Here is a 24961-nt window from a genome sequence, read left to right on the forward strand (position 1 = left end):
TTATCCAGTCATCGAGAGCGGGTATCATGCCAACCCTTTTTCGAACTCTCATGATCCGGCCCCACAACAGGGAAGTCCTATGTCGGCGGTACGCATCGGTCCATATACATTGCACAACGGCTTGATCCTCGCCCCCATGGCGGGCGTCACCGACCAGCCCTTTCGTCAGCTGTGCAAACGATTGGGCGCTGGACTTGTAGTCTCGGAAATGGTCACCAGCGACATGAGCTTGTGGAACACCCGCAAATCGCGGATGCGCATGATCCACGAAGGCGATCCCGAGCCCCGCTCGGTACAGATCGCCGGCGGAGATGCGCAGATGCTGGCGGATGCGGCCCGGGCCAACGTCGAGCTGGGCGCACAGATTATTGACATCAACATGGGCTGTCCGGCGAAGAAGGTCTGCAACAAGGCCGCCGGTTCCGCACTGTTGAAAGATGAAGCATTGGTGACCGAGATCCTGCAGGCCGTGGTGGCTGCGGTCGATGTGCCGGTCACCCTGAAGATCCGCACCGGCTGGGACCGGGCGAACAAGAACGGTCTGACGGTGGCGAAGATCGCCGAACAGGCAGGCATCACGGCGTTGGCCGTACATGGCCGCACGCGTGCCGACCTGTACACCGGGGAAGCTGAGTACGACACCATTGCCGCGATCAAGCAGGCGGTGTCGATTCCGGTCTTCGCCAATGGCGATATCGATTCGCCCGAGAAAGCCCGGTACGTGCTCGACGCGACCGGTGCCGATGGCCTGTTGGTGGGCCGGGCTGCCCAGGGGCAGCCATGGATTTTTCGTGAAATCGACCATTATCTGCGTACCGGTGAAAAACTCCCGGCACCGGAACTGATCGAGGTGGAATGTATTCTGCTTGAGCATCTGGCCGCGCTGCATGCCTTCTATGGCGACGTCATGGGCGTGCGCATAGCTCGCAAGCATGTGGGCTGGTATCTCGCAACCTTGCCGGGCGCCAGGGAGTTTCGCGCCCACTTCAATCGTTTGGAAGATACGGAAGCACAATGCGCCTACGTTCGAGGCTTCTTCGCCGAACGTTACAAGAGCCTGACAGGGGACGGAGAAGGGGTGGCCGCATGACGATGATGACCGAGACTTTAGTGAGTGGAACAACACCCGTGAGCGACAACGTGAATTTGAAACAGCACCTCAATACACCGAGCGAAGAAGGTCAGACCCTTCGCGGGAGTGTCGAGAAGGCGCTGCACAATTATTTCGCCCACCTTGAGGGCGCTGCCGTCACGGATGTGTACAACCTGGTGCTCTCCGAAGTCGAGGCCCCCCTGCTCGAATGCGTGATGAACTACGTCAAGGGCAACCAGACCAAGGCCAGTGAGCTGCTCGGACTGAACCGGGGCACCCTGCGCAAGAAACTCAAGCAGTACGATTTGCTGTAAGCATTCAATCAAACCAGAAAGGCGCCCACGTAAAACCGGTCGCCTTTTTTGCTGACTCCTTTGCTTTTGATGGAAATTGAGATGACCGACCAGACTACCCGCCTGCCGATCCGCCGCGCCTTGATCAGCGTTTCCGACAAGACCGGGATCCTTGAATTCGCCAAAGAGCTCGAAGCCCTGGGCGTAGAGATCCTCTCCACCGGCGGGACGTTCAAGCTGCTGCGCGACAATGGTGTTGCCGCAGTGGAAGTCGCGGATTACACCGGTTTCGCAGAAATGATGGACGGTCGGGTGAAAACCCTGCACCCGAAAATCCACGGCGGGATCCTTGGTCGTCGCGGTATCGACGACGCCATCATGAGCGAGCACGGCATCAAGCCGATCGATCTGGTAGCGGTCAACCTGTACCCGTTCGAAGCCACCATCAACAAGCCAGGCTGCGACCTGCCGACTGCCATCGAGAACATCGACATCGGCGGCCCGACCATGGTCCGTTCGGCGGCAAAAAACCACAAAGACGTGGCCATCGTGGTGAATGCCAGCGATTACGCCAACGTTCTGGAAAGCCTCAAGGCCGGCGGCCTGACCTACGCTCAGCGTTTCGACCTGATGCTCAAGGCCTTCGAACACACCGCCGCCTACGACGGCATGATCGCCAACTACATGGGCACCGTGAACCAGGCGGCTGAAACCCTCTCGACCTCCGGCCGCAGCGAATTCCCGCGCACCTTCAACAGCCAGTTCATCAAGGCTCAGGAAATGCGCTACGGCGAGAACCCGCACCAGAGCGCGGCGTTCTACGTTGAAGCCAAGCCTGCCGAAGTCGGCATCGCCACCGCGACCCAACTGCAAGGCAAAGAGCTGTCGTACAACAACGTGGCCGACACCGACGCCGCGCTGGAATGCGTGAAGAGCTTCGTCAAGCCGGCCTGCGTGATCGTCAAGCACGCCAACCCGTGCGGCGTGGCCGTGAGCCCGGACGCCGAAGGCGGCATCCGTCAAGCCTACGAACTGGCCTACGCCACCGACACCGAGTCGGCGTTCGGCGGCATCATCGCGTTCAACCGCGAGCTGGATGCTGAAACCGCCAAGGCCATCGTCGAGCGTCAGTTCGTCGAAGTGATCATCGCCCCATCCGTCAGCGCAGAAGCCCGCGCCATCGTGGCCGCCAAAGCCAACGTACGCCTGCTGGCCTGCGGCGAGTGGTCGGCTGACCGCGTTCCAGCCTGGGACTACAAACGCGTCAACGGCGGTTTGCTGGTACAGAGCCGCGACATCGGCATGATCGGCAGCGAAGACCTGAAAGTGGTGACCAAGCGCGCGCCAACCGAGCAGGAAATCAACGACCTGATCTTCGCCTGGAAAGTCGCCAAGTACGTCAAGTCCAACGCCATCGTCTACGCCAAGAACCGTCAGACCATCGGTGTCGGCGCCGGCCAGATGAGCCGCGTGAACTCCGCGCGTATCGCCGCGATCAAGGCTGAACATGCCGGCTTGCAAGTGCAGGGCGCGGTCATGGCGTCGGATGCGTTCTTCCCGTTCCGCGACGGCATCGACAACGCAGCCAAGGTCGGTATCACTGCGGTGATCCAGCCAGGTGGCTCGATGCGTGATAACGAAGTGATTGCGGCAGCTGATGAAGCCGGCATCGCCATGGTCTTCACCGGCATGCGCCACTTCCGTCACTAATAAGACAACGGCCGCACTGAACCCGGTACCTGCTGCGTTGGAGCCGACCTCGATGATGCTCATTGCCAAAAGGCAACTCCGCTCATCGAGGTCGACTCCGCCTTGCATCTACCGGCTTCATTGCGACCTCCTACGGCGTGAAGCGCTTTAGGTTCCAAAACAGAATTAGCGTCATCCGAGGTTTTTGAAATGAATGTTTTGATCATTGGCAGCGGTGGCCGTGAACACGCCCTGGCCTGGAAAGTGGCTCAGGATCCGCGCGTGCAAAAAGTGTTCGTTGCCCCGGGCAACGCAGGCACCGCCATTGAAGCCAAGTGCGAGAACGTCGCCATCGACGTGCTGGCCCTCGAGCAGCTTGCAGATTTCGCGGAGAAAAACGTTTCCCTGACCATCGTCGGCCCGGAAGTGCCGCTGGTTGCAGGCGTTGTCGACCTGTTCCGCTCCCGTGGCCTGGATTGCTTCGGCCCGACCGCAGGTGCCGCGCAACTGGAAGGCTCGAAAGCCTTTACCAAGGATTTCCTGGCGCGTCACAAGATCCCGACCGCCGACTACCAGAACTTCACCGAGATCGAGCCGGCCCTGGCTTATCTGCGTGAAAAAGGCGCACCGATCGTGATCAAGGCCGATGGCCTGGCCGCCGGCAAAGGCGTGATCGTGGCCATGACATTGGCTGAAGCTGAAGACGCGGTGCGCGACATGCTCGCTGGCAACGCGTTTGGCGATGCCGGCTCCCGCGTGGTCATCGAGGAGTTCCTGGACGGCGAAGAAGCCAGCTTCATCGTCATGGTCGACGGCAAGAACGTGCTGCCGATGGCCACCAGCCAGGACCACAAACGCGTCGGCGACGGCGACACCGGTCCGAACACCGGCGGCATGGGCGCCTACTCCCCGGCACCGGTCGTCACCGCCGAAGTCCATCAGCGGGTCATGGACCTGGTGATCTGGCCAACCGTGCGCGGCATGGCCGAGGAAGGCAATGTTTACACCGGTTTCCTCTATGCCGGCTTGATGATCGACAAGGCTGGTAACCCAAAAGTTATCGAGTTCAACTGCCGTTTCGGCGATCCTGAGACCCAACCGGTGATGCTGCGTTTGCAGTCGAGCCTGGTGTTGCTGGTCGAAGCGGCCCTGGCGCAAGCGCTGGACAAGGTCGAAGCACAGTGGGATCCACGTCCGAGCGTCGGTATCGTATTGGCCGCTGGCGGTTACCCGGGTGACTACGCCAAAGGCGTTGCCATCAACGGTCTGGATGCAGCCGCGGCACTGGAAGGCAAAGTCTTCCACGCTGGCACTGCACTCAAGGACGGTCAGGTGGTGACGGCCGGTGGTCGGGTACTGTGCGCAACCGCCATGGGCACCAGCGTCGACACAGCCCAGCAGCAGGCTTACAAACTGGCGGCTAAAATCGACTGGGAAGGCTGCTTCTATCGTAAGGACATTGGCTACCGTGCCATTGCCCGCGAGCGTGGCGAAAATCAGGAATAAGCCATCCATTCGGCCAGGCAAGGGCTTGCAGCCCTTGCCGGACTATTCCGGCGCCGCGCATAGTTATATTCTGGCATCAACCTACGAAGGGATTTCGCCGTGCGCTGGCTCAGGATTGCCATAGGCTTCACCGTCACTCTGCTGACCTTGCTCTGCATGCTCCCGGCCCAGGCCTCGCAAGGCAGTGGCTGGGCGGTATTGCTCGACGAACAGGGCGATCTGCAGCTGAGCGACATCCGCTCCGGCCGCTACACCAATCAATTCAGCCCCGTTGAACTCGACCGCCTCACCGCAGCCGGGCCTGACGGTGCGCTGTGGCTGCGTTTCAGGCTGGCACCCGGCAAACACGAACAGTTGCTGAGGGTGTTCGCTCCCGACCTGTCGCACCTCAATCTGTATGTGCTCGATGGCGACCAGCTGATCGATCAATTGAATACCGGCACCGGGCAGCCTCAGGCTGAGCGCCCCCTGCCCGGCAACGACTTCATGTTGCCGCTGCCGCAAAGCGACAAAACCCTCGACGTCTATATGCGACTGGTCTCCGAACACCAGTTTCGGCCTTACATCACCCTGCAATCGGCGGTCATGAGCGCAGCCACTCAGAACCAGACGTTGATCTACGGTCTGCTCTTTGGCTGTCTCGGGATGCTGATCCTGCATAACCTGACCCGCTACACCTACACCCGCTCGCGCAGCAGCCTCTGGCTGGCAGCGTGCGAAGGGTTGTTGCTGCTCAGCCTGGTGCTGCTGCTGAACCTGGCCCGACCATGGTTGCCGAACTGGTCCGTCGTACAAACACCCGGTGCCTATCTTGCCTTGCTGCTGACCGCACCTTGCGGCCTGATGTTCGCCTACCGTTTTTTCGCCCCGCTCGGCCCGCACCCGCTGAACAAGCTGCTGCTGGGGGACATCCTGTTCATCGTGGCCTGCGGCCTGCTGCTGTTGTTCGTCAACACCCTGCCGCTGAACCTGATCACGTACGCACTGGTTGCCCTGGCCGGCCTGAGCATGTTGTTCGTCAGCGCCCATCACTGGCAAAAAGGTTATCGCCCGGCTCGCCTGTTCGTGGCGGCCATGGTGGTGTTCAACCTTGGCACGTTGATTATCCTGCCGGCGCTGCAGGGGCTGACCCTTGTCGCCCCGCAAGGCCTGATCATCACCCTGCTGGTGTTTATCTGTATCAGTGGCCTGTTGATGAGTGTGGCCCTGGGCGAGCGACAGCGTAGCATCACCGAAGACCGTTTCAGCGTCAGTCGCGACCTGGCTGCCAGCAATGCCGAAATAAACGCCAAAGCTGAATTCCTGGCGAAAATCAGCCACGAAATCCGCACCCCGATGAATGGTGTGCTGGGCATGACCGAACTGCTGCTGGGCACACCGCTGTCGGTCAAGCAGCGCGACTATGTGCAAACCATCCATAGCGCCGGCAACGAACTGCTGACACTGATCAACGAAATTCTCGACATCTCCAAGCTCGAGTCCGGACAGATCGAGCTGGACGATGTGCAGTTCGACCTCAATGCCCTGATCGAAGACTGCCTGAGCATCTTCCGCGCCAAGGCCGAACAACAGAACATCGAGCTGATCAGCTTTATCCAGCCACAGGTACCGCGCGTCATCAGCGGCGATCCGACGCGCCTGCGCCAGACCCTGCTGAGCCTGCTGGAAAACGCCCTGAAGAAAACCGACGAAGGCGAGATTCTGATCGTTGTCGCCCTGGATGAACGCAGCGCCAAACCGCGGCTGCGCATCGCCGTGCAGGACAGCGGCCAGCCGATGGAGGCTGAAGAGCGCGACGCACTGATGCACGCCGAGCTGCACAGCAAGCATTTCCTCTCGGCCACCAGCCTGGGGGGCAATCTGGGGCTGGTGATTGCCCGTCAGCTGATCCGTTTGATGCAGGGCGAATTCGGCATCAAGAGCGGCGCCAACCAAGGCAGCACATTGTGGCTGACCCTGCCACTGGACCCGGACCGTCTCGAGCATCCGACCTCGGACCTGGACAGTCCGTTGCAAGGCGCACGCGTACTGGTCGTGGACGACAACGACACCTGTCGCAAGGTGCTGGTGCAGCAGTGCAGCGCCTGGGGCCTGAACGTCAGCGCCGTACCGTCCGGCAAGGAGGCCCTGGCGCTGCTGCGCACCAAGGCCCACCTGCGCGATTATTTCGACGTGGTCCTGCTGGACCAGAACATGCCCGGTATGACCGGCATGCAACTGGCCGCCAAGATCAAGGAAGACCCGAGCCTGAACCACGACATTCTACTGATCATGCTCACCGGCATCAGCAACGCGCCGAGCAAGATCATCGCGCGCAACTCCGGGATCAAGCGCATCCTCGCCAAGCCAGTGGCCGGCTACACCCTCAAGACCACCCTGGCGGACGAACTGAACCAGCGCAACAACGGCCCGGCTACCTCGCAGCACCTGCCCACCGGCCCCACCCTTCCGGTCAAGGTGCCCAGCGACTTCCGCATCCTGGTGGCCGAAGACAACAGCATCTCGACCAAGGTCATCCGCGGCATGCTGGGCAAGCTCAACCTGCAACCGGATACCGCCAGCAATGGCGAAGAAGCCTTGGTGGCAATGAAGGCCCAGCGTTACGACCTGGTGCTGATGGACTGCGAAATGCCAATCCTTGACGGCTTCTCCGCCACCCAGCAATTGCGTGCCTGGGAAGTCGGCAACCAGCGGATTCGCACCCCCGTGGTGGCGTTGACCGCGCACATCCTCGCCGAGCACAAAGAGCGCGCGCGTCAGGCCGGCATGGACGGGCACATGGCCAAACCGGTCGAGCTGTCGCAGTTGCGCGACCTGATCGAGCATTGGGTTGCCCAGCGCGATCATCAGAATCGTACGGCTTCGACATTCTGAGCAATCTCCCGTCGCGCGCCGACAACTTTCTAAACCGGCTGATAGACTCCGCTCCAACAATCTCCTGCCGCGAGCCGATATTATGCTCCACGTGTTATTCAGCGTTTATCTGAAGATGCTGGTGCTCTACAGCCCGTTCTTCGTGTTGTCCTGTTTCATCAGTCTGAGCCGCGGTTATTCGCGCAAGGAACAACGTCGCCTGGCCTGGAAAGTGGCAATTGCCACACTGGTTTCCAGCGTCTTGCTGTACCTGTTCGGGAGGGTGATATTTGACGTGTTCGGCATTACCGTGGATGCATTTCGCATCGGCGCCGGCAGCGTGCTATTCATCTCGGCGCTGGGCATGGCCCAGGGTAAGTCGGTGGTGCAAACCGACAACGTGCAGCAAGACGTGACCATCGTCCCGCTGACCATCCCCCTGACCGTCGGCCCGGGCACCATCGGTGCGCTGTTGGTAATGGGTGTCAGCCAACCGCACTGGGACGACAAACTCACCGCGATCCTCAGCATTGCCCTGGCCAGTTTCACGGTGGGGGTGGTGCTTTACTTGTCGAACCGTATCGAGCGGATTCTTGGCGATCAGGGCCTGCAAATCGTCAGTCGCTTGATGGGACTTTTTGTCTGTGCGCTGGCAGCACAGATCATCTTTACCGGCGTAAAAGGCTATCTGGTGCCCTGATAGGCGAACAACTCCGTCATCCCGTGAACGTGGTGATCGCCACAYCGACCCCATCATGTCAAAGGCCGCGAACGGAATCGTTCGCGGCCTTTTTTCATGAACCCGGCGCCAGTCGCTGCTTATCCTGCGACTGCCGGCTCCGCCAACAACTCCTGCAGCGTTGCACTGCCGTTTTTTTCTTTCCTGTCGCGCAACCGCGCCACGAACATCGATACCGGATGGGATTGCAGCTTTTCAAACGCGAGGAACACATCACCGCGCAATGCCGGGTCGACGGAACACACATCACGGAAGATCAGACTGTGCTCACTGTCCGGGTCAACGATGACCARATGTTCCTGAACAATCTCGAACAGCAATCTTTGCGGATCATCGAAGGCCCAGATCAATTTGCCTGGAATGGCCGGCACTTCACCCAGTGCGTGCCGGCAGTCGACGATGACTGAGTCGAGCCTCAGCCAGACAGCCTTCGTCAGGTGATAAGTCACGGCACCCTGCCCCAATCGCAGAATCAAYGTATTGACGTCATCGGGAATCAGCGGCAGGAGATCACCCAGGGGCTTTTCTCCTTCGACAACCAGCACTTCGGCGTTGCGCTGGACATAATCGAACGGCCCGATGCTTCGCCTGTCCGGATACACACGCACCCGTCCTTCCCGGGCCTCATGCAGCAACACATTGACCCGGCCTTGAGTGCCCAGCAGCGAATAATCTGCGGGCAGATCCTTACCGGTAATCCGGATCAACCGGGCRCTTTGGACGGCATACCACTGCAAGCTGCCGGGTTCGGACTCCACAGATACAAATTCGGCATGTTCCGTCGTTTCCAGTAACGCCTGGAGACTTTCGATAAAGTGTTCGCCATGGGCGCTCACCCAGTCGTGGCTGACGCCAGTGATGATCTCCACCTCTTGATGGCGGAGTTCGAGCAGTACGCCGTCAACGGTTGTCCCACGCAAGCCGGCGCCCTCGATGGTCACGTCGGCAAAACGCCAATCCGCCCACTCTGGTTGATGAGCCGGCAACCTGTCGCCCAGTAACAATCGCGAGCCCGTGCCGAATGCCTGATCAAGTTGCTGCGGATCGATGAACGTCTGATTCCAGATTTCACCGCTGGACAGATCGAACAGCCAGACCGCCTGATTGTCCGGGGTAACGCCAAGCAGGCGAATTTCCTTGTCGAGTCCCGGATCGCACAGCACCAGGCGGTTACTCACATACCAGGCACCCACGTTGCCGTTATCGGCGAAATTGCGCAGGCCGACAATGGCAATATTTTTGCCTGGGTAACGCTCGGCAATCGGCTCCAGCGCCTGCCACCACTGGGCGCGGCCGTTGAGCCACTGCTCGCTCAGGCCGCCCAGCTGCACCTCGCCTTGCGCGGTCAGGTTGAAAAACAGCCCCACACATACTTGCCGAACACCGATGACCAGTCGGCCAGCGTTTCGCTGGCAAACACCAACGCCTGCAGTTCCCGCGCCATATCGTGAGTCACGGAACTCAACAGCAATCGACCTTCATGAATCAGGTAACGGTACTGCCTGGCGGCCTGATTGCCCGTGACGTACTCCTGCACGACATGAATCACACCATGAGCATCCGCTTCGATACTGCGAATGGAGCCTTTGCTGTCCTCTAGCAGTAAGCGATAGCGATTCTTGAGCAAGCCTGTGGCGGCATCGACTTGCCAGATCTGGTGGCCCTCCGGTTGGTAGAAATAAGCAGAACCCTCGACCACCATCGACAGCTGCGCCTCGTCGGCCTCAAGGACGGTCTCGTTGCGGATATACAGGAAACGATCTTCAGCGCAGTCATACCAGGCATTGGTGTAACGGGGCTCGTCCGGCGCCTCGTACGGAATCAGGTAACGATGGATCTGCGTGTACGGCAATACCAGTCGATGCTCCTGCGCGAGGCCTTTGTAGTGCGCCAGCAATGCCTGTTCATCGAGTCCTTCAGGCGCTGTCTGCTGGAGAATGTCCAATTGGGGTTTGCCAGGGTCAACGCTGAACAACTGTTTATCCGCCACCTGGATCAGCACCTCATGACGACCTTTGCCGGAAATTTTCACATGGACAGTACCGATGTACAGTTCGCCGTAAGGCTCGATGCGGATGTCACTTTCACTCGCCCAGCTTGCCTGCAACACCCAGCGGCATTGCTTCAGGCTTGGAGAGACAAGACGGATACTTGCACCGGGATTGAGCATCAATGAACAGCTCCCCCCCGCGCCTGTCAGCTCATACGACAGCTTGCCGTGCCAGGCATCCGGCAAAACGGGGACCACCAGTGAACGATCCACCGCATCCAGTTGCACCTCGATGACTGTTTCGCGATACACCGGATTCAGGCGGTGGAGGATGTAATGCGACGGAAAGGAATAGAACGTAAACAGAAATAGCCGCTGACCATCCGCTTGCTTTTTTTCAAGGCGCCGGGCCGTGTCAAAACCAGGGTCGTGAAATGCGGAGGCGAACGGCAGCGCCTTGTACTCATAGCCGTAAAAGGTTTGCGGTGTGCATGGCAGCACAATGGCTTGCCCTGTGGGCGGTGCAAATTCTTTTTGACCGGGCAGGTTCAATTCCTGGCGGATATTGATCGCTCGCGTGTAATCAACATCGAAACCCGGCACTCCAAAGTGGTCGTGCAGTGGAAACAGCTTCGGGCTGTCGAGCAGCAACTTGCCAGCACCCAGATCTATGCGCTGGACGATCAGCGAAGGCCGCACGACCCAGGCGCCAACGGTGTGATCGAACCGGTAGCCGTGCGAGCGATACCCCCGATCCATGTCGTCGAAGAACTTGCCGACCTCCTCGGCGTCTCGCAAGATGCTGGCAAACCCTTGGGCCAGTGCAGCAACACCAATGGCCAGGCCACCAAGAATCACCCCGGCGCCACCGAGCACCGCAGCGGCGGTCGATGCGCCGGCCAGTCCTGCACCGATACCGCCTGCCGTGAGCGCCAGGCTGGCGGTATCGAATGTCAATTGAGTACCGAACTGGGCCTTCTCGACTTCGTTTTGCGCCGTCGACAACTGATAAATATCAAAGCCGACATTGGCCAGCCCCAATACGGCGCCGACGCCTTCACCGGCTGCATGCCCCAAAGCTTCGCCGACGACCGGAGCGCAAGTACGAGCGATGATTTTCTCTTCTCTCAACGCGGTGCGAACCAACTGCACCAGGCCAACCACATCCACGACGGAGCCATGCACCAACTGGGCATAGTTGACGTAAGCGTGCAGGCGCACGGCGGTGGTCAATGTCCGGCCCTCCCCTTCCCGGCCACGCAACGCGTTCATCAACGCCTGAATGGCGAACCCTGCGTTGAGGGTGTGAACACTGCCGATCTCGGTCGGATCCACGACACCGCCCGTCCCGGCCGGTTTACGCGCCAGGGTCGAAAACTGTTCCGACAGCCAATTCTTGATCCGCAACAGACGGTGATCGCCGCTGATCACCTGAACGCGTGTGCGATCTGCTGTCCCCACCAGTGGCTATCGAGCTCCAGCAAACTGCTGCCCAGATGCCAATTGTTGACCAGCGATTGCCCACGGGCACTGTTCAGGCGCTGGCGAATCGGACGCAGCGGTGCTCCCGGCAACGGTTCGGACTTCAGTAGCTGCTCCACGGCAAATCCGGCAGACAGCTTCAAGTCAGACACCTTTCCCCCATGCAGGTCAATCAGGTCAAACTCCGGCCGGGCTTGCGAACCATAGGCCGCGTAATGCCGTGCCATGCCTTGCTTCAGAAAAAAGTATTCCAGCGCCCGCTTGAACATGGCCGGTTGCTCGAACTCGAACAACGCGAAGTTGGGGTCGTAAAAATGATAAGTGGTGTGATCGCCCTCTACGGTCTTGGCCACCAGCATCGAATGATTGTCGGAGTTAAGCATCAGTGCGCGGCTGCCTTCATGTTGCTCGAGAGCGGCAGTGACCTGATCCAGGTCCGCGCGGTCAAGCGGTGCCCCTACATCGTTCAATTGCACATCCCGCAGCTCTTCCAGCGCTTGAAGGAAGGTTGCCGAATCAGCTTGCTCGGGATCGATGGCGGACAGATAGAAACGTTCACGCAACTGCCGGGAGGCCACGTCGTCCTGCAGCAGTGCCGCGCTCATCACCAGGGTCAACGGGTAGCACCGACCACCAACCGCCTCGCCACCGCTGCGCAGCAGCAGATCCTGGGGAACCAGTTTGATGCTGCTGGCTTCGATCTCGTCGAGTATCTGCCCCACCTTCTCGACGATCTGCATGCGATGTTCAAGGGTCGCCACCTGCTGGATTTGCGCCACATGGCGCCCCCACTGGCCCGCCGTCCGCRCCAGTGTCAATGCAGCCTTTTTCAGTTCAAGTGCGCTGCCGGCCGCCCTCGGCGCCGGTTCTGAATCACTGTTCAGACTGGCGATGAATCCCGGTGCCTCGCGCTTGTACAGTTGCCGCTCAATGACGGCGTAACGGCCTGAAGCGCCCTGCCCGACCATGCTGTTGGCCAGATTGTCCAGCTCACCGGTGAACTCCACAAAGCGTTGGTTATGCAGTGAGTCCATCCCCAACAACACCCCCAGCGACAGCCTCTGCAAGGGGGTCGTCTCGACGAAGTGACGGGTGCCATTGGCGATGTCGCTCAGCACTTCATCGACACCCGGGTTGTGGCTTTTCCCATCGTTCAGGAAAGCAGGGGCTTGCGATTCGAGGGGCTTATTACGAATGGCCTGGCGATCATCAAAACTCAGCGGCAGTGGATCTTCGAAGCGGATAGCGCCAGTGTGTCCCCGACTCATCGCCGCCATGAACGGCTCGCCCAGCCCTTCGACCAAACGCTCCAGCACGTGGGTCAGCAGCACCGGCCGCTCTTCGATCACCGGCCAGCCCTGCTCGAACTCAATCGTCGGGCCTTTGAGCAATTGCGCGATATCGCCGCTATAACGGGTCTTGTATTGGCCTTCCTGCCAGCGTTTCTGCTCATTACTGACCCATTTATCAGGGTCGGTTTCATTGTCCTTCCAGGAATGGTCCAGTTCTTCTTCGGTCGCGCGGTTGACCGACGTGTAGCGCGCAATGGCGRCCTCCTTGCGCACGGCCTCAGCCACCGAGGGGGTAAAGTGGGCTCTTGCGTAATCGGCCATGCCATCACGCACGGCTCCAGGGCCGGTCAGGTAGATAGTCCCTTCGCTCTGAAGCCGAATGCCGTCGCGAAAGTAGGTCGCAATGGCATCGATCAGAAACCCTGCAAATATTTCCTCTTCCATCGACAGCTCAATCAGCGGCCCATACGTTCCTTCCACCACTTCCTGCACCAGCGGTGCCATGGCATCAACATCGCTCAAAGCAACGCCTCGTCGGGCGGCCAACCGGTTCGAAGCCTCTATCACCTCATAGTTGAACCGGAAACGCTCGAGCACGGTTTGCAGAATCGTCGAGCGGGGATGCGCCATCAGAAATGCATTCGTTATCGAACTGCCTTCCGACGCCGCTCGCAGCATAAAGGGTCGGGCCAACCGATCTGCCGGTGGCTGAAATACCTCACTCAGGCCCGGCCGGCTTTTTACAAAAGCCTCCAGTGCCGGCAAATGCTCAGGGGGAATCGTCTCGATGTAACTGGAGGATGCCCGACGCCCAGGCATCCATTCAGGATTGTCATTGAGCAATAACTGCAAAATCCCCAAATGCGCATCGGAACCCAAACCGTGGATATCGACTCCGCCCAGCGTTCTCGATAACGGCGGCAGGTTATCCACATCGGCATAGATGCCACCTTCGCCAAACAGAACTTCAACACGCACCACATCGGACGCCGCCGCCAGATTGCCGCGTAATCGCATTTCCTGTTCGTAGATGCCCTGTAATTGCAACGGCACCTCGGCCGCATCAAGATCGCGCAATTGGAAACCGTTCATGTCCTGCACACTGCGGTGATTGCTTTCCTTCAACGCTTGCAGCTTCGCCGCATCCTGGCCGTAGGCCCGAGTCAGCAAATCCATCCGTGCCTCATCGGCTGATTCACCGTTTGCCACTGCCGCATTGATGTGTGCGTACATCTGTTGCTTCAGAACAATAGCGCGCTCCTCGTACAGGGTTGCCAGTTCATCTTCGGAGATACTTTTGTCTGCGACCTGCGTCAGGGCATGCGCCTTGGCGGCGTCGACAATCAGTTTGTTGGTTTGATATGCCAGCAGCGCATCACTGTCATACCAGAGATTGAGGGTGTAGCCATGCTCGGCCAACACCTGTTTCCATAGGTTGAGGTAATCGCGCTGAATGGCGCCGAGACCGCCACCGAGCCAGACAAAATGCAACACCTTGGGAACTTCCGTCGCCACTGTGTTCATCTGCTCCACACTGAACCGAAGACGCGACTCATACCGTTCGACTTCGTCATGTATCTGCGATAGTTGCATCGCGGTGTCGTCAGCATTGCCCGGCGTCTGCGAATCAAGATTGCGTTTGACTCGCTTGTTGCCCAGCAACAGTGTCAGCGTGTGTTTGAATAACCCTAACGGTTCGAGCAGTCTTGGCGACTCCAGCAGCCCCACACAGGCAAAGTAATAACGCAATAGTTCCTCGTAGTGCGGACTGTCTTTATGCGACGACAATCCGCGCTCAAGATCCGCCAGTTTGAAAAGACTGACAAAATCAACATAACCATCCTTGTTTCGGCGCTCAATATCGTGCATGCGTATCCCGTTTACTGTGTCGGTTTAATTATCAACGAATAGGCCAGCCAATAAGCACAGACACTCAAACAACAGGGCATCTAAAGTCTTGGCCTGGAAGTTGAAAACTACGCCTTGAAACAGGCAAGCTCAAACAGGAAGAAATTCAATTAATTTCAATAAAGCAGAAACAAAAAAATTTAACAACACACTCTAACGACACCAAAAGTTACTTAACACACCACGAACAAACATTAAACTACTGCCACTTCAAACAAACCTGTCACACACTCAACAATGCAAAATATTTAATATTTCCGAATAAATAAAACAAGACATTAGCGACAGAAAAAAGACCACAGGCAACCGCGCCAAATCCCATGACAGCCGCTGAAAAGGACGACACGTTCGAACGTGGAAAAAACCAACCCGACCACTGGGATTCCAGTGCTGTGAAGTGACGGAAAAGACCGCGGCCCCGAAGGGCCGCTGGCTATCAGGACGCCGGTTTTTCACCGTACCAGCGTGGCGTATACACCCAATCGCCGCCCTCCGCGCGAGGGAATGCGCAGGTAGTGGAAGAGCCGACGAGCACCATGGTGCGCATGTCCACTTGATCCGGGGTCAACGCCCCCAAGGTGGTCGTGCGTAAGGTCTGTCCCGGTCGGCCGATATCCCGCCCCAGCACCACCGGCGTTTCAGGTTTGCGATGCTGCGCGACGATCTCCAGCGCACGCCCCAGCTGCCATGGCCGTGAACGTGAGATCGGGTTATAGAACGCCAGGGCCAGGTCCGCTTCGGCGGCCAGGTCCAGACGCTTTTCGATGATCGACCACGGCTTGAGATTGTCCGACAGGGACATCACGCAGAAGTCATGCCCCAGCGGCGCACCGGCCTGGGCAGCGGTGGCGAGCGACGCGGAGACGCCCGGCAGGATCTCCAGCTCGACAGTGTGCCAGGCCGGGTCACTCGACTCGTGCAAGGCTTCAAGCACCGCCGCCGCCATCGCGAACACGCCCGGGTCGCCTGAGGACACCACGATCACCGAACGGCCCCGGGCCGCCAGTTCGAAGGCGTGGCGGGCACGCTGCATTTCTTCGCGGTTGTCGGTGCAATGCAGCACCTGATCCGCGCGGAAGGGACCGGCCATGCGCACGTAGGTTTCGTAGCCGAGCACATCGGTGGCCCGGGCCAATTCGGCCTTGACGGCCGGCACCATCAGTTCGGCGGCGCCCGGGCCGAGGCCGATCACGGCCAGACGCCCGCGTGGGCGGCCGACTTGCGTGAGGTCCAGTGGCTGTTCGGTCACGGCCACAGCCACATTGTTTGCCGTTGCGATGATCGTCGCCTCGGGCACCGCGCTACGGGCCAACGCGCCGATATCGCTCGCCGGCGCGACAAAACGCAGCGGCACACCCAGCGCAACGGCCGCTTCATGCAACACCGGGCTGGCCATTTCAGTGTCAGGCGCCACCAGGCAGGCCAGCGCCTGCACCGCGACGTTCGCCTGCTGTAACGCCGCGCGAACAGTGCTCGGCAAATCTGCGGCGGCGCCAATCGCCACCGCAACACTGCGCGGATAAATCACCAGCTCATTGGCACTTGCCTCACGGACGTTGCTGCCGACATGGATCGAACGCTGCGCCAGCGGATCTTCCACCAACTGCGCCTGCTCCAGCCACGGCGCCGCGCCTTCGATGCGCACGCTGTGCCCGGCGAGCAAATCAGAGACAAAACGCTTGCCCAGTTCCAGATCGCCAAGGGCGTAACCGCTTGGCGGATTGAGCAGGCAGGTGCCAAAGCGCAGTTCGCCGCTGGTGGTGATCGCCGCAGCGACCTGCAACCCGCTAGCGATCTCGCGCGCCATGACGTTCACTCCACCGAGGCCACCGAGCAAGGGCACCACCGCGCTGCCGTCTTCGGCCACGGCCAGCACCGGCGGTTCGGCGCCCTTTTCCAGCAACAGCGCAGCCAGGGTGCGAATAACGATCCCCGCCGCGCACAGGGCAATGATCGGCGTGTCCTGCTGATACAGCTCGCGCAGGGTCGCGCCGAATTCGGGATAAGTGCGGTCGGCACCCTCGACCCGTCCGGCCAGGCCGTGGATCAACGCAGCCGGATACACCTGTTGAATGCGGCGGGCAGTGGCCAGACTGCCTTGACCGAGAATGACGATTGCGGGCGTGGAATGAGTCATCAGCCTTGCCACCGCTCGCCGGGAACGATGATCAGCGAGAAATACGGCGAGGACATCGGCTCGACCTGATCCAGCGGCACGATTTTCTGGTTGGCCATGGTCGCGCGCTCCACATACAGCGCACGCTCTGCCAGACCGAGTTCTTCGAGCACCTGACGGACCTTGGGAAAGTTACGCCCCAGTTTCATGATCACTGCCGCATCGGCATCGGCCAGGCGACGCTTGAGGTCTTCGTGGGGCAGCACGCCGGACAACACCGACAGGCTCTGATTGCGATACACCAGCGGCGCACCGAGTACCGAGGCGCCACCAAGCATCGAGCAGACACCCGGCACGACTTCGGCTTCGTAACGCTCGGCCAGTCGATCGTGCAGGTACATGTAGGAGCCGTAGAAGAACGGATCGCCTTCRCAGATCACCGCCACATCACGGCCGGCGTCCAGATGCGCGGCGAGTTGTTCAGCGGCCGTATCGTAGAAATCGCTGATCACTTGTTCATACGACAACGGTGCCGGCAGCGCTTCGGTGGTCACCGGATAAACCAGCGGCAGCAGGGTTTGTGGATCTTGCAGATGCGCTTCGATGATGCCGAATGCATTGCCCTTCTTGCCCTTGGCGACGAAGTACGCCACCACTGGCGATTCGCGCAGCAGGCGCAAGGCTTTGACGGTAATCAGTTCCGGATCACCGGGGCCGACGCCCAGGCCAATCAAACGTCCAGGTTGCTGCATCATTCGATCTCCGTGGCGAGGGCATTGACGGCGGCGGCGGCCATGGCGCTACCGCCCAGCCGGCCTTGCATGATGACGAAAGGCACACCACGGCTGTCCGCCGCGAGCATCGCCTTGGATTCGGCGGCGCCGACGAAGCCCACCGGGAAGCCGAGGATCAGCGCCGGCTTCGGCGCGCCGGCATCGAGCATTTCCAACAGATAAAACAGTGCGGTCGGTGCGTTGCCGATCACCACCACGCTGCCTTCCAGATGCGGGCGCCACAGCTCCAGCGCGGCGGCGGAACGGGTATTGCCCAACTCGCGGGCAAGCTCCGGCACGCTGTCGTCGCGCAGGGTGCAGATCACCGGGTTGTTGGCCGGCAAACGCGCACGGGTCACGCCTTCGCTGACCATCCGCGCGTCGCACAGAATCGGCGCACCGGCCGCCAGCGCATCGCGCCCGGCCTTGCCGGCGCCTTCGGAAAATTGCAGACCATCGATGGCCTCGACCATGCCGCAGGCGTGGATCACCCGCACGGCGAGTTTCTCCAGATCGGCCGGAATACGCGCAAGGTTGGCCTCGGCGCGAATGATCGCGAAGGAGTTGCGATAGATCTCCTGACCGTCGCGGATGTAATCAAGCATCAAGGGAACTCCGTGAGCGGGCGTCGAGCAAGGCTGCGACCGCTTCAATAGTAAGGTTGTGTGCGTGCAGGGCGCCGAAACCCGGATGCCCTGCATCGCGAAAATAGAGGTCGTAGTGACCGGGGGCGACAGCCAGCAGCGTGACCGGTGCTACATGGGCCGCGGCGCAGGAACGCTGGCAGCCGGATAAATGCACTGCTTGATCGTGACGTTGCAACAGCGCGGCCAACTGCATGGCGTCGCTCTTGGTATCGGCCAGGCCCTTGCCGCAGCCAGCGGAACCGGTGCAGGCGATCAACCGCGACACAGGCTGATCAGCGTCACATAGCAGGCCCAGTTGCTCCAGACGCCTAATCACTTCAGGCGCCCGCTCTTTTCGAACGTTGGGCAGCAACAGACTTTGCCATGGAGTGAAACGCAGACTCGCGTCGCCGAATTCGCACGCCAGTTGCGCCACGCCCCTGAGCATGACGGGATCGAGCCGCCCCAAAGGCGGTACGGCGCCGACATAGACGTATTCGGCTTCACGTTGCGGATGAGCGCCGATGTGCAGAGTGTCCAGGTTCAGTGAACGCTGCCAATCGGTAATCGACTTCAAGGGCACACGCTCGGCCAGGCGAGCGAGAAACTCTGCGAGTGGATACTCGGCCAGCAAATGACGCATTCGTGTTTGATCCGGACGCGCCAGGTCGAGAAACAACTCCAGCACCGCTACCACCAGTGCGTGCCCCTGCTCGCGTGACACCGCGCCTGCGGGCCTGTCCGTAGGGCAACCCGCCAGACCGAACGCCAGTAACAGCTCGCCGTTTCGCTCAGCAGCAGACAACCACAGATCATGCGGGTGTTCGAGCATCGCCAACGCCTCGCCGCCATCGAGTTGCACGGCAAACTTGGCGCTGAGTTCGTGGAAACGTTCGTGGCTTTGCAGCGTCGTGAGGATCTGCTCCGCCAGCGCATGCGTGTCGAAGAGCATGTGCCGGTCAACCCCGGCAGACGGGCTGAGCATCAGATTGCGCACATCGTCGCCCGCCGCGGTACGCGGCCCCAACCCTGCGGCGAGCAGACTGTCGATCAAAGCCGTCTGCTGACTGCCAATTCCGCGAATCTGCAGGTTGGCCCGGTTGGTCGCCTCGATCACGCCCCCGGCAAACCGTTCGGCCGCGCTGGCCACCGCTTCAGCCTGGACCGCGCTGATCGAGCCGCCGTTCAATTTGATCCGGCAGATGCCGCCATCCAGTGCCGGGACGATACGCAGCAACCCCGGGCAGGCCGAGGGGCGTAAGGCGGTGGACATCGGGCGTTCGTTCAAAGGGGCGACCGGCTGTGTGGGAAAGGCGCTTCGCAGGCGAAGGCGCGGTATTATGCCTGCTTTGTCCGACGGCATGAAAAGCCTGCCCGTCGGAACACCCCGTTTGAGGCATTTTTTGAGGACTGCAGATGTCGCCCTGGCTGACAGTAGTAGGTATCGGTGAAGACGGCTTCAAGGGCCTGGGCAAGAACGCCCGTCGCGCCCTTCTGGGCGCTTCGCGGATATTCGGCGGCCAACGGCAACTGGATTTGTTGCCCGTGTGCATTCGCGGCGAGCGCCAGCTCTGGCCCAGTCCATTCTCCCTTGAACCCCTATTGGCGCTGCGGGGCGAGCCGGTTTGCGTGCTGGCCAGCGGCGACCCGATGTTCTTTGGCGTCGGTGCCAGCCTGGCGCGGCAACTGCCCGGCGCAGAAATGCTGATCCTGCCCGCCCCATCCTCCGTGTCACTGGCGGCCGCTCGCCTGGGCTGGCCGTTGCAGGATGTGGTGACGCTGTCGGTGGTCGCCCGTCCCGTCGCCGCGCTCAACGCTCATTTGTTCAGTGGTGTGCGTTTGCTGGTGCTGAGCAACGACGGCCAGAGTCCAGCGGCCATTGCGGCGCTGCTGCGTGAGCGCGGTTTCGGGCCGAGTCGCCTGACCGTGCTGGAACATCTGGGCGGCGAAGCCGAACGGCGCATCGAGGGCGCTGCCAACGACTGGAGCGACCCGGCGATCGCCGATCTGAACCTGATCGCCATCGAATGCATCGCTGAACCCAACACACCGCGCCTGTCGCGCCTGGCCGGCCTGCCGGATTCGGCCTTCCAGCACGACGGCCAACTGACTAAACGCGACGTGCGCGCCATCACCCTTTCTCGCCTCGCCCCGATCCCCGGCGAACTGCTGTGGGACGTCGGCGCCGGCAGCGGCTCGATCGGCATCGAATGGATGCGCGCTCACCCGAGTTGCCGAGCGCTGGCCATCGAAGCGGATGAGGGACGGCAAGCGTTGATTGAACACAACCGCGATGCCCTGGGCGTTCCCGGCCTGCAATTGATTCGCGGCAGTGCGCCGCAAGCCCTGAGCGGACTCGAACGTCCGGACGCGATTTTCATCGGCGGTGGCGTCACTCGTGAAGGCGTGCTCGATACTTGCTGGGCGCAACTCAAACCCGGCGGCCGGTTGATCGCCAATGCTGTGACACTGCAAAGCGAAGTGACCTTGATGGCCTGGCGTGAACGGCATGGCGGTGAGCTGACCCGCATTCACGTCGCCCAGGCGCAACCGTTGGGCGAGTTCGATACCTGGCGTCAGGCGCTGCCGATTACCTTGCTGGACGTGACGAAACCCCTCGATGCGTGACGAAACCGCCGAACAACCCGCCCCGCTGCGCAGCGGCCTGACCACCGGCAGCTGCGCCACCGCCACCAGCCTCGCGGCCGCCCGCCTGCTGCTCGGCGGCGTGGAAGCGGACGCCGTCGAGATCATTCTGCCCAAAGGCAAACGGGTACAGATGCGCCTGGAGTTCTGTCGACTGACGGACGACGGCGCCGAAGCCGGAACGATCAAGGACGCTGGCGACGACCCCGACGTGACCCACGGCGCCCTGCTGTTTTCCCAGGTGCGCCTGCACAGCGAACCGGGTATCCGCTTCAGCGCCGGCCGTGGCGTCGGCACCGTCACCCGGCCCGGGCTGGTGCTGAACGTCGGCGAACCGGCGATCAACCCGGTGCCGCGCAAGATGATCACTGATCACCTGACGTTGCTGGCCGAGGAACTGAATTACCAGGGCGGCTTCGAGGTTACGGTAAACGTCGAGGACGGCGAAGCCCTGGCGCTGAAGACCATGAACCCGCGGCTGGGCATTCTCGGCGGCTTGTCGATCATCGGCACCAGCGGCATCGTCCGGCCATTCTCCTGCGCCGCCTACATTGCCTCGATCCACCAGGGCATCGACGTCGCCAAAACCAACGGTTACCTGCACATCGCCGCGTGCACTGGCAACGCCAGCGAAGACACCATGCGCCGGGTCTACGACTTGCCGGAAATCGCCCTGATCGAAATGGGCGACTTCGTCGGCGCGGTGCTCAAGCACTTGCGTAAAGTACCTGTGGAAAAACTCAGCCTGTGCGGCGGCTTCGGCAAGATCAGTAAACTGGCGGCCGGGCACATGGATTTGCACAGTCGGCATTCAAGCATCGACCTGCCGCAACTGGCCGAATGGGCCGCGGCGGTCGGTGCCGATGCGGCGTTGCAACAGGCGATCCGCGATGCCAATACCAGTCAACAAGCCTTGGCCATGGCCAGCGCCGCCGGGATCGCCCTCGGCGACGCGGTGTGCCAGCACGCCCTCGACTTTGCCCGCAGCGTGGTGCCGGCGCAGGTTCAGGTCGAAGTGTTCGCCATCGATCGCCAGGGCGGGATTGTCGGCCATGCGGGAGTTTTTCAATGAAGCGCGTGTTGTTGCTCGGCGGCGTCACTGAGGCATTGGCCATCGCCCGAACCCTGGGGCCGGAGCACATCTACAGCCTGGCCCGTGTCGGTCGGGTGCCGACGGATCTGAACTGTCAGGTCCGCGTTGGCGGCTATGGCGGCGCCGAAGGTCTGGCGCAGTTCATTCGTGACGAAGGCATTGACCTGCTGCTGGATGCGACCCACCCCTACGCGGCCCGCATCAGCCACAACGCCGCCACCGCCGCGAAGTTGAGCGGCATTGCCTGTTGGGCCTTGCGCCGTCCGGCCTGGCAGCCACAAGCCGCAGATGACTGGCGCGAAGTCAGCGACTGGGGCGAGCTGATCGAAGCGCTGAAACCCTTTCGCCGACCGCTGTTCACCCTCGGTCGCGAGCCATTGCAGCACCTGCACGAAATCCCGTCGGAGCAATTCTGGACGTTGCGTGCACTGGACGTTTATCCGGGCAACGCGCGCTGCGAAGTGATCGGCGCCCGTGGGCCGTTTCTGATCGAGGATGAACGCGCGCTGTTCGAGCGGCGGCAGATCGATGTGCTGATCAGCAAGAACAGTGGCAGCACCGCCACCGAGCCGAAGCTGGAAGTGGCGCGGGAACGTGGAGTGCCGGTGCTGGTGTTGAAGCGGCCGGTGTTGCCGGGGGTTGAGCGGGAGTTTGGGGCGGTGACTGAGGTTTTAACGGCCCTCACACAAAACTGGTAGCAGCTGCCGAAGACTGCGTTCGGCTGCGCAGCAGTCGTAAAATCAAACACCACGGTCTGCCAGGTTGACTGCGGCGCATGGGATCACGACCGCTACGCAGCCGAACGCAGCCTTCGGCAGCTGCTACAGAAAATGCGCAATCCCCTACATATCCATCGGACCTAACGCACAACATCATCCAAATCGACTGACTTGTGGGCTCACAACCCAACCCCCATATTTCAAGCCCCACCCATGTAACGGGAAATGGCGGATGACTGAAAAATTCACTCGCTTCGATATCACTGAGTTTCTCCTGACGTCTGCCGATATGTGGCACTACATCAAGGCCTGCGAAGAGGAAGACCCGGGCGATGGAAGCTTCAATCGTGTAGCGCTCAGAGATGTCAAACACACAATCCGGGCAAGAATCCAAAGTGACCCTCAATTCGCTCAGGCATTAAGAGTCGAAGTCGCTACACTCTTTCAAAACGGCGAGGCTGAGCTTGCACGCCGGCTGCTCGATATGCTGACTGACTCGCTGCGACACCACACCGCACGCGGTCTTTTTACTTATCGCCCCTGATCAGGCTAAATAGCCGCGCCTGATCGCCCACTCAAACGGATCTGCCCCATGTCCCGACAACGGCTCGCATTTGCCTGGATCGCCTGCTTTGCAGTGCTGTTCAACATGCTCGCCATGCCGATGTCCGGAGCGATGGCGCAAACGGCGAAATCTCCTGCCGAGCAGTTGTTGTGGGGCAGTTTCTGCTCTTCCAGCGGCACGAAGCTGGTGGCGATTTCCCTGGGTGACATCGAGCAGAAAGCCCCGCAGAACGACGATCATTCCAACATGCAGCATTGCTGGTGTTGCTCGGGCTCCGCGCCGTTGGTGGCGTTGCCGGGGCATGCGCCGCAGTTGTATTACGCGCGATTCGAGGCCAATCGAAGCGTGCCGCCTGCCACGCTCGACACACCGACACCGCGCCAGCAATGGCCGAGTCTCAACCCCCGCGCTTCCCCTCTGGTGTGATTCCGTCTCGCAATTGACCTGCGTTTTGAATCGTTCTGGAGAACTGCCATGTTGAACAAACTCATCGTCCTGGCTGTGTTGCTGCTGCCTGCCTGTTTTGCCAATGCCCACGAATACAAGGTTGGCGAACTTGAGATCGCCCATCCGTGGTCGCAGGAGTTGCCGCCCAACGCGCCCACCGTCGCGGCGTATTTCGTGATTCACAACAGCGGCAAAACCGCTGATCGGCTGCTTAGCGTCGGATCGCCAATATCCGGCAAGGCCGAGTTGCACGAACATGTGATGCAAAACGATCTGATGAAAATGCAGCAAGTGCCCAGCGTCGAGATTCCGGCTGGCGGCGATGTCACCTTCGCCCCGATGGCATACCACGTGATGCTGCTGGAGCTCAGAGACCGCAGCCTGTTGARCGACGGCAAGCGCTTCCCGCTGACCCTGCACTTCGAGAAGTCCGGTGATGTAACGGTCGAGGTCTCGGTGCAGAAAAAGGCACCGGACAGCATGCAAGCGCACATGCACGCCCAGTAATCGCCCCCGTTGAAAACGCCTATGCGCCCGCATAGCGCCAGGCCATCCGTGCGCCGCCGTCAGCCAATGAGCCTGACCCGCGGCAGCTGGATCAGCCTGTTCGCCATGCTGATGATCTTTATCGGCCCACTGATTTCTCAGTCGATGCCGATGGATTCGCGCGCGGCTGCTTCGAGCATGGCGATAGGCATGTCCATGAACATGTCGATGGACATGGGCTCGGACATGTCGGCGATGGAGCACGCCGACCACGACGCACAACCGGTTGCCGAACACTGCCGGCCGACAGCCGAGCATCACGCGCTGTGGGAAAAATGCGGCTATTGCAGCCTGCTGTTCAATTGCCCGGCACTCACCGGTGGCACTTCATTCACCGCGTTCGACACCCCGTCCGCCACCACCTTCACCACACCCGCCACCCGCCTGGGCCACGCCCGGCAAACCTTCTTCCCTGGCGCCCGCACCCGCGCCCCGCCCATCGTCGCGTAAACACCCACCTCCGATCCCACACGGTCCGCAAGTCAACCCAAGCAACCTGTGGGGGCGATTTTTTTGTGGCGAGGGAGCTTGCTCCCGCCTGAGTGCGCAGCACTCACAAAAGGGGCCGCTGCGCAGCCCAGCGGG

17 protein-coding genes and 1 pseudogene are annotated in these 24961 nt (G+C 60.7%); 13 read left to right on the plus strand and 5 right to left on the minus strand.

Features of this window, described 5'->3' with window-relative positions; translation table 11 throughout:
• Positions 1-79 precede the first annotated feature (79 nt).
• The 6 genes from dusB to AC1DLB_RS00675 all read left to right on the plus strand — a co-directional run bounded on the left by dusB (position 80) and on the right by AC1DLB_RS00675 (position 8134).
• The gene (gene dusB, locus AC1DLB_RS00650) at positions 80-1090 is read left to right on the plus strand and encodes a tRNA dihydrouridine synthase DusB (RefSeq protein WP_018928425.1); all 1011 of its coding nucleotides are present in this window, start codon (positions 80-82) and stop codon (positions 1088-1090) included.
• Positions 1087-1407, plus strand: a complete 321-nt coding sequence (gene fis / locus AC1DLB_RS00655) for a DNA-binding transcriptional regulator Fis (RefSeq protein WP_007907419.1) — start codon at positions 1087-1089, stop codon at positions 1405-1407. The genes dusB and fis overlap by 4 nt, the downstream gene beginning before the upstream one ends.
• An 81-nt stretch (positions 1408-1488) precedes the next feature.
• Positions 1489-3096 carry a bifunctional phosphoribosylaminoimidazolecarboxamide formyltransferase/IMP cyclohydrolase gene (gene purH, locus AC1DLB_RS00660; protein ID WP_018928426.1) on the plus strand — a complete coding sequence of 536 codons (1608 nt, stop codon included), beginning with the start codon at positions 1489-1491 and terminating at the stop codon, positions 3094-3096.
• 189 nt (positions 3097-3285) lie between these two features.
• A complete protein-coding gene (gene purD / locus AC1DLB_RS00665; protein WP_064616059.1) occupies positions 3286-4581 on the plus strand; it encodes a phosphoribosylamine--glycine ligase in 1296 nt (431 codons plus the stop codon).
• Positions 4582-4680: 99 nt separating this feature from the next.
• On the plus strand, positions 4681-7455 hold the full coding sequence (locus AC1DLB_RS00670) for a hybrid sensor histidine kinase/response regulator (RefSeq protein ID WP_018928427.1): 2775 nt from the start codon (positions 4681-4683) through the stop codon (positions 7453-7455).
• Between the two features lie 82 nt (positions 7456-7537).
• Positions 7538-8134 carry a MarC family protein gene (locus AC1DLB_RS00675; protein ID WP_018928428.1) on the plus strand — a complete coding sequence of 199 codons (597 nt, stop codon included), beginning with the start codon at positions 7538-7540 and terminating at the stop codon, positions 8132-8134.
• A gap of 119 nt (positions 8135-8253) precedes the next feature.
• On the opposite strand, the pseudogene AC1DLB_RS00680 reads toward AC1DLB_RS00675, so the two are convergent.
• The 5 genes and pseudogenes from AC1DLB_RS00680 to cobG all read right to left on the minus strand — a co-directional run bounded on the left by AC1DLB_RS00680 (position 8254) and on the right by cobG (position 19633).
• Positions 8254-14806: pseudogene (locus AC1DLB_RS00680) on the minus strand (TcdA/TcdB pore-forming domain-containing protein).
• Between the two features lie 475 nt (positions 14807-15281).
• Entirely contained in the window at positions 15282-16982 is a 1701-nt protein-coding gene (gene cobJ / locus AC1DLB_RS00685; protein WP_477744181.1) for a precorrin-3B C(17)-methyltransferase, read from the minus strand.
• Positions 16982-17713: a precorrin-2 C(20)-methyltransferase gene (locus AC1DLB_RS00690; RefSeq protein ID WP_018928431.1), complete on the minus strand. Its 732-nt coding sequence runs from the start codon at positions 17711-17713 to the stop codon at positions 16982-16984. Before AC1DLB_RS00690 ends, cobJ begins: the two co-directional genes overlap by 1 nt.
• Entirely contained in the window at positions 17713-18339 is a 627-nt protein-coding gene (locus tag AC1DLB_RS00695; protein ID WP_007937188.1) for a precorrin-8X methylmutase, read from the minus strand. The genes AC1DLB_RS00690 and AC1DLB_RS00695 overlap by 1 nt, the downstream gene beginning before the upstream one ends.
• Positions 18332-19633: a precorrin-3B synthase gene (gene cobG, locus AC1DLB_RS00700; RefSeq protein WP_477744182.1), complete on the minus strand. Its 1302-nt coding sequence runs from the start codon at positions 19631-19633 to the stop codon at positions 18332-18334. Before cobG ends, AC1DLB_RS00695 begins: the two co-directional genes overlap by 8 nt.
• Before the next feature lie 143 nt (positions 19634-19776).
• On the opposite strand from cobG, the gene AC1DLB_RS00705 reads away from it, so the two are divergent.
• The 7 genes from AC1DLB_RS00705 (at position 19777) to AC1DLB_RS00735 (ending at position 24826) form a co-directional block, all read left to right on the plus strand.
• Positions 19777-20988 carry a bifunctional cobalt-precorrin-7 (C(5))-methyltransferase/cobalt-precorrin-6B (C(15))-methyltransferase gene (locus tag AC1DLB_RS00705; RefSeq protein ID WP_019582259.1) on the plus strand — a complete coding sequence of 404 codons (1212 nt, stop codon included), beginning with the start codon at positions 19777-19779 and terminating at the stop codon, positions 20986-20988.
• The gene (locus AC1DLB_RS00710) at positions 20981-22078 is read left to right on the plus strand and encodes a cobalt-precorrin-5B (C(1))-methyltransferase (RefSeq protein ID WP_477784481.1); all 1098 of its coding nucleotides are present in this window, start codon (positions 20981-20983) and stop codon (positions 22076-22078) included. The genes AC1DLB_RS00705 and AC1DLB_RS00710 overlap by 8 nt, the downstream gene beginning before the upstream one ends.
• Positions 22075-22797, plus strand: coding sequence for a cobalt-precorrin-6A reductase (locus AC1DLB_RS00715; protein ID WP_477784482.1), 723 nt, complete (start codon positions 22075-22077; stop codon positions 22795-22797). The genes AC1DLB_RS00710 and AC1DLB_RS00715 overlap by 4 nt, the downstream gene beginning before the upstream one ends.
• A 253-nt stretch (positions 22798-23050) precedes the next feature.
• The gene (locus AC1DLB_RS00720) at positions 23051-23362 is read left to right on the plus strand and encodes a hypothetical protein (protein ID WP_018928436.1); all 312 of its coding nucleotides are present in this window, start codon (positions 23051-23053) and stop codon (positions 23360-23362) included.
• Positions 23363-23410: 48 nt separating this feature from the next.
• Positions 23411-23809, plus strand: a complete 399-nt coding sequence (locus tag AC1DLB_RS00725; protein WP_018928437.1) for a DUF2946 domain-containing protein — start codon at positions 23411-23413, stop codon at positions 23807-23809.
• A gap of 48 nt (positions 23810-23857) precedes the next feature.
• Positions 23858-24337, plus strand: coding sequence for a copper chaperone PCu(A)C (locus tag AC1DLB_RS00730; protein WP_477784483.1), 480 nt, complete (start codon positions 23858-23860; stop codon positions 24335-24337).
• A 21-nt stretch (positions 24338-24358) separates the two neighbouring features.
• Positions 24359-24826 (plus strand): DUF2946 domain-containing protein, encoded by a 468-nt coding sequence (locus AC1DLB_RS00735; protein WP_138866709.1) that lies wholly within the window; start codon positions 24359-24361, stop codon positions 24824-24826.
• The last annotated feature ends 135 nt before the right edge of the window (positions 24827-24961 follow it).

This window comes from Pseudomonas sp. 05N434 (assembly GCF_056396965.1).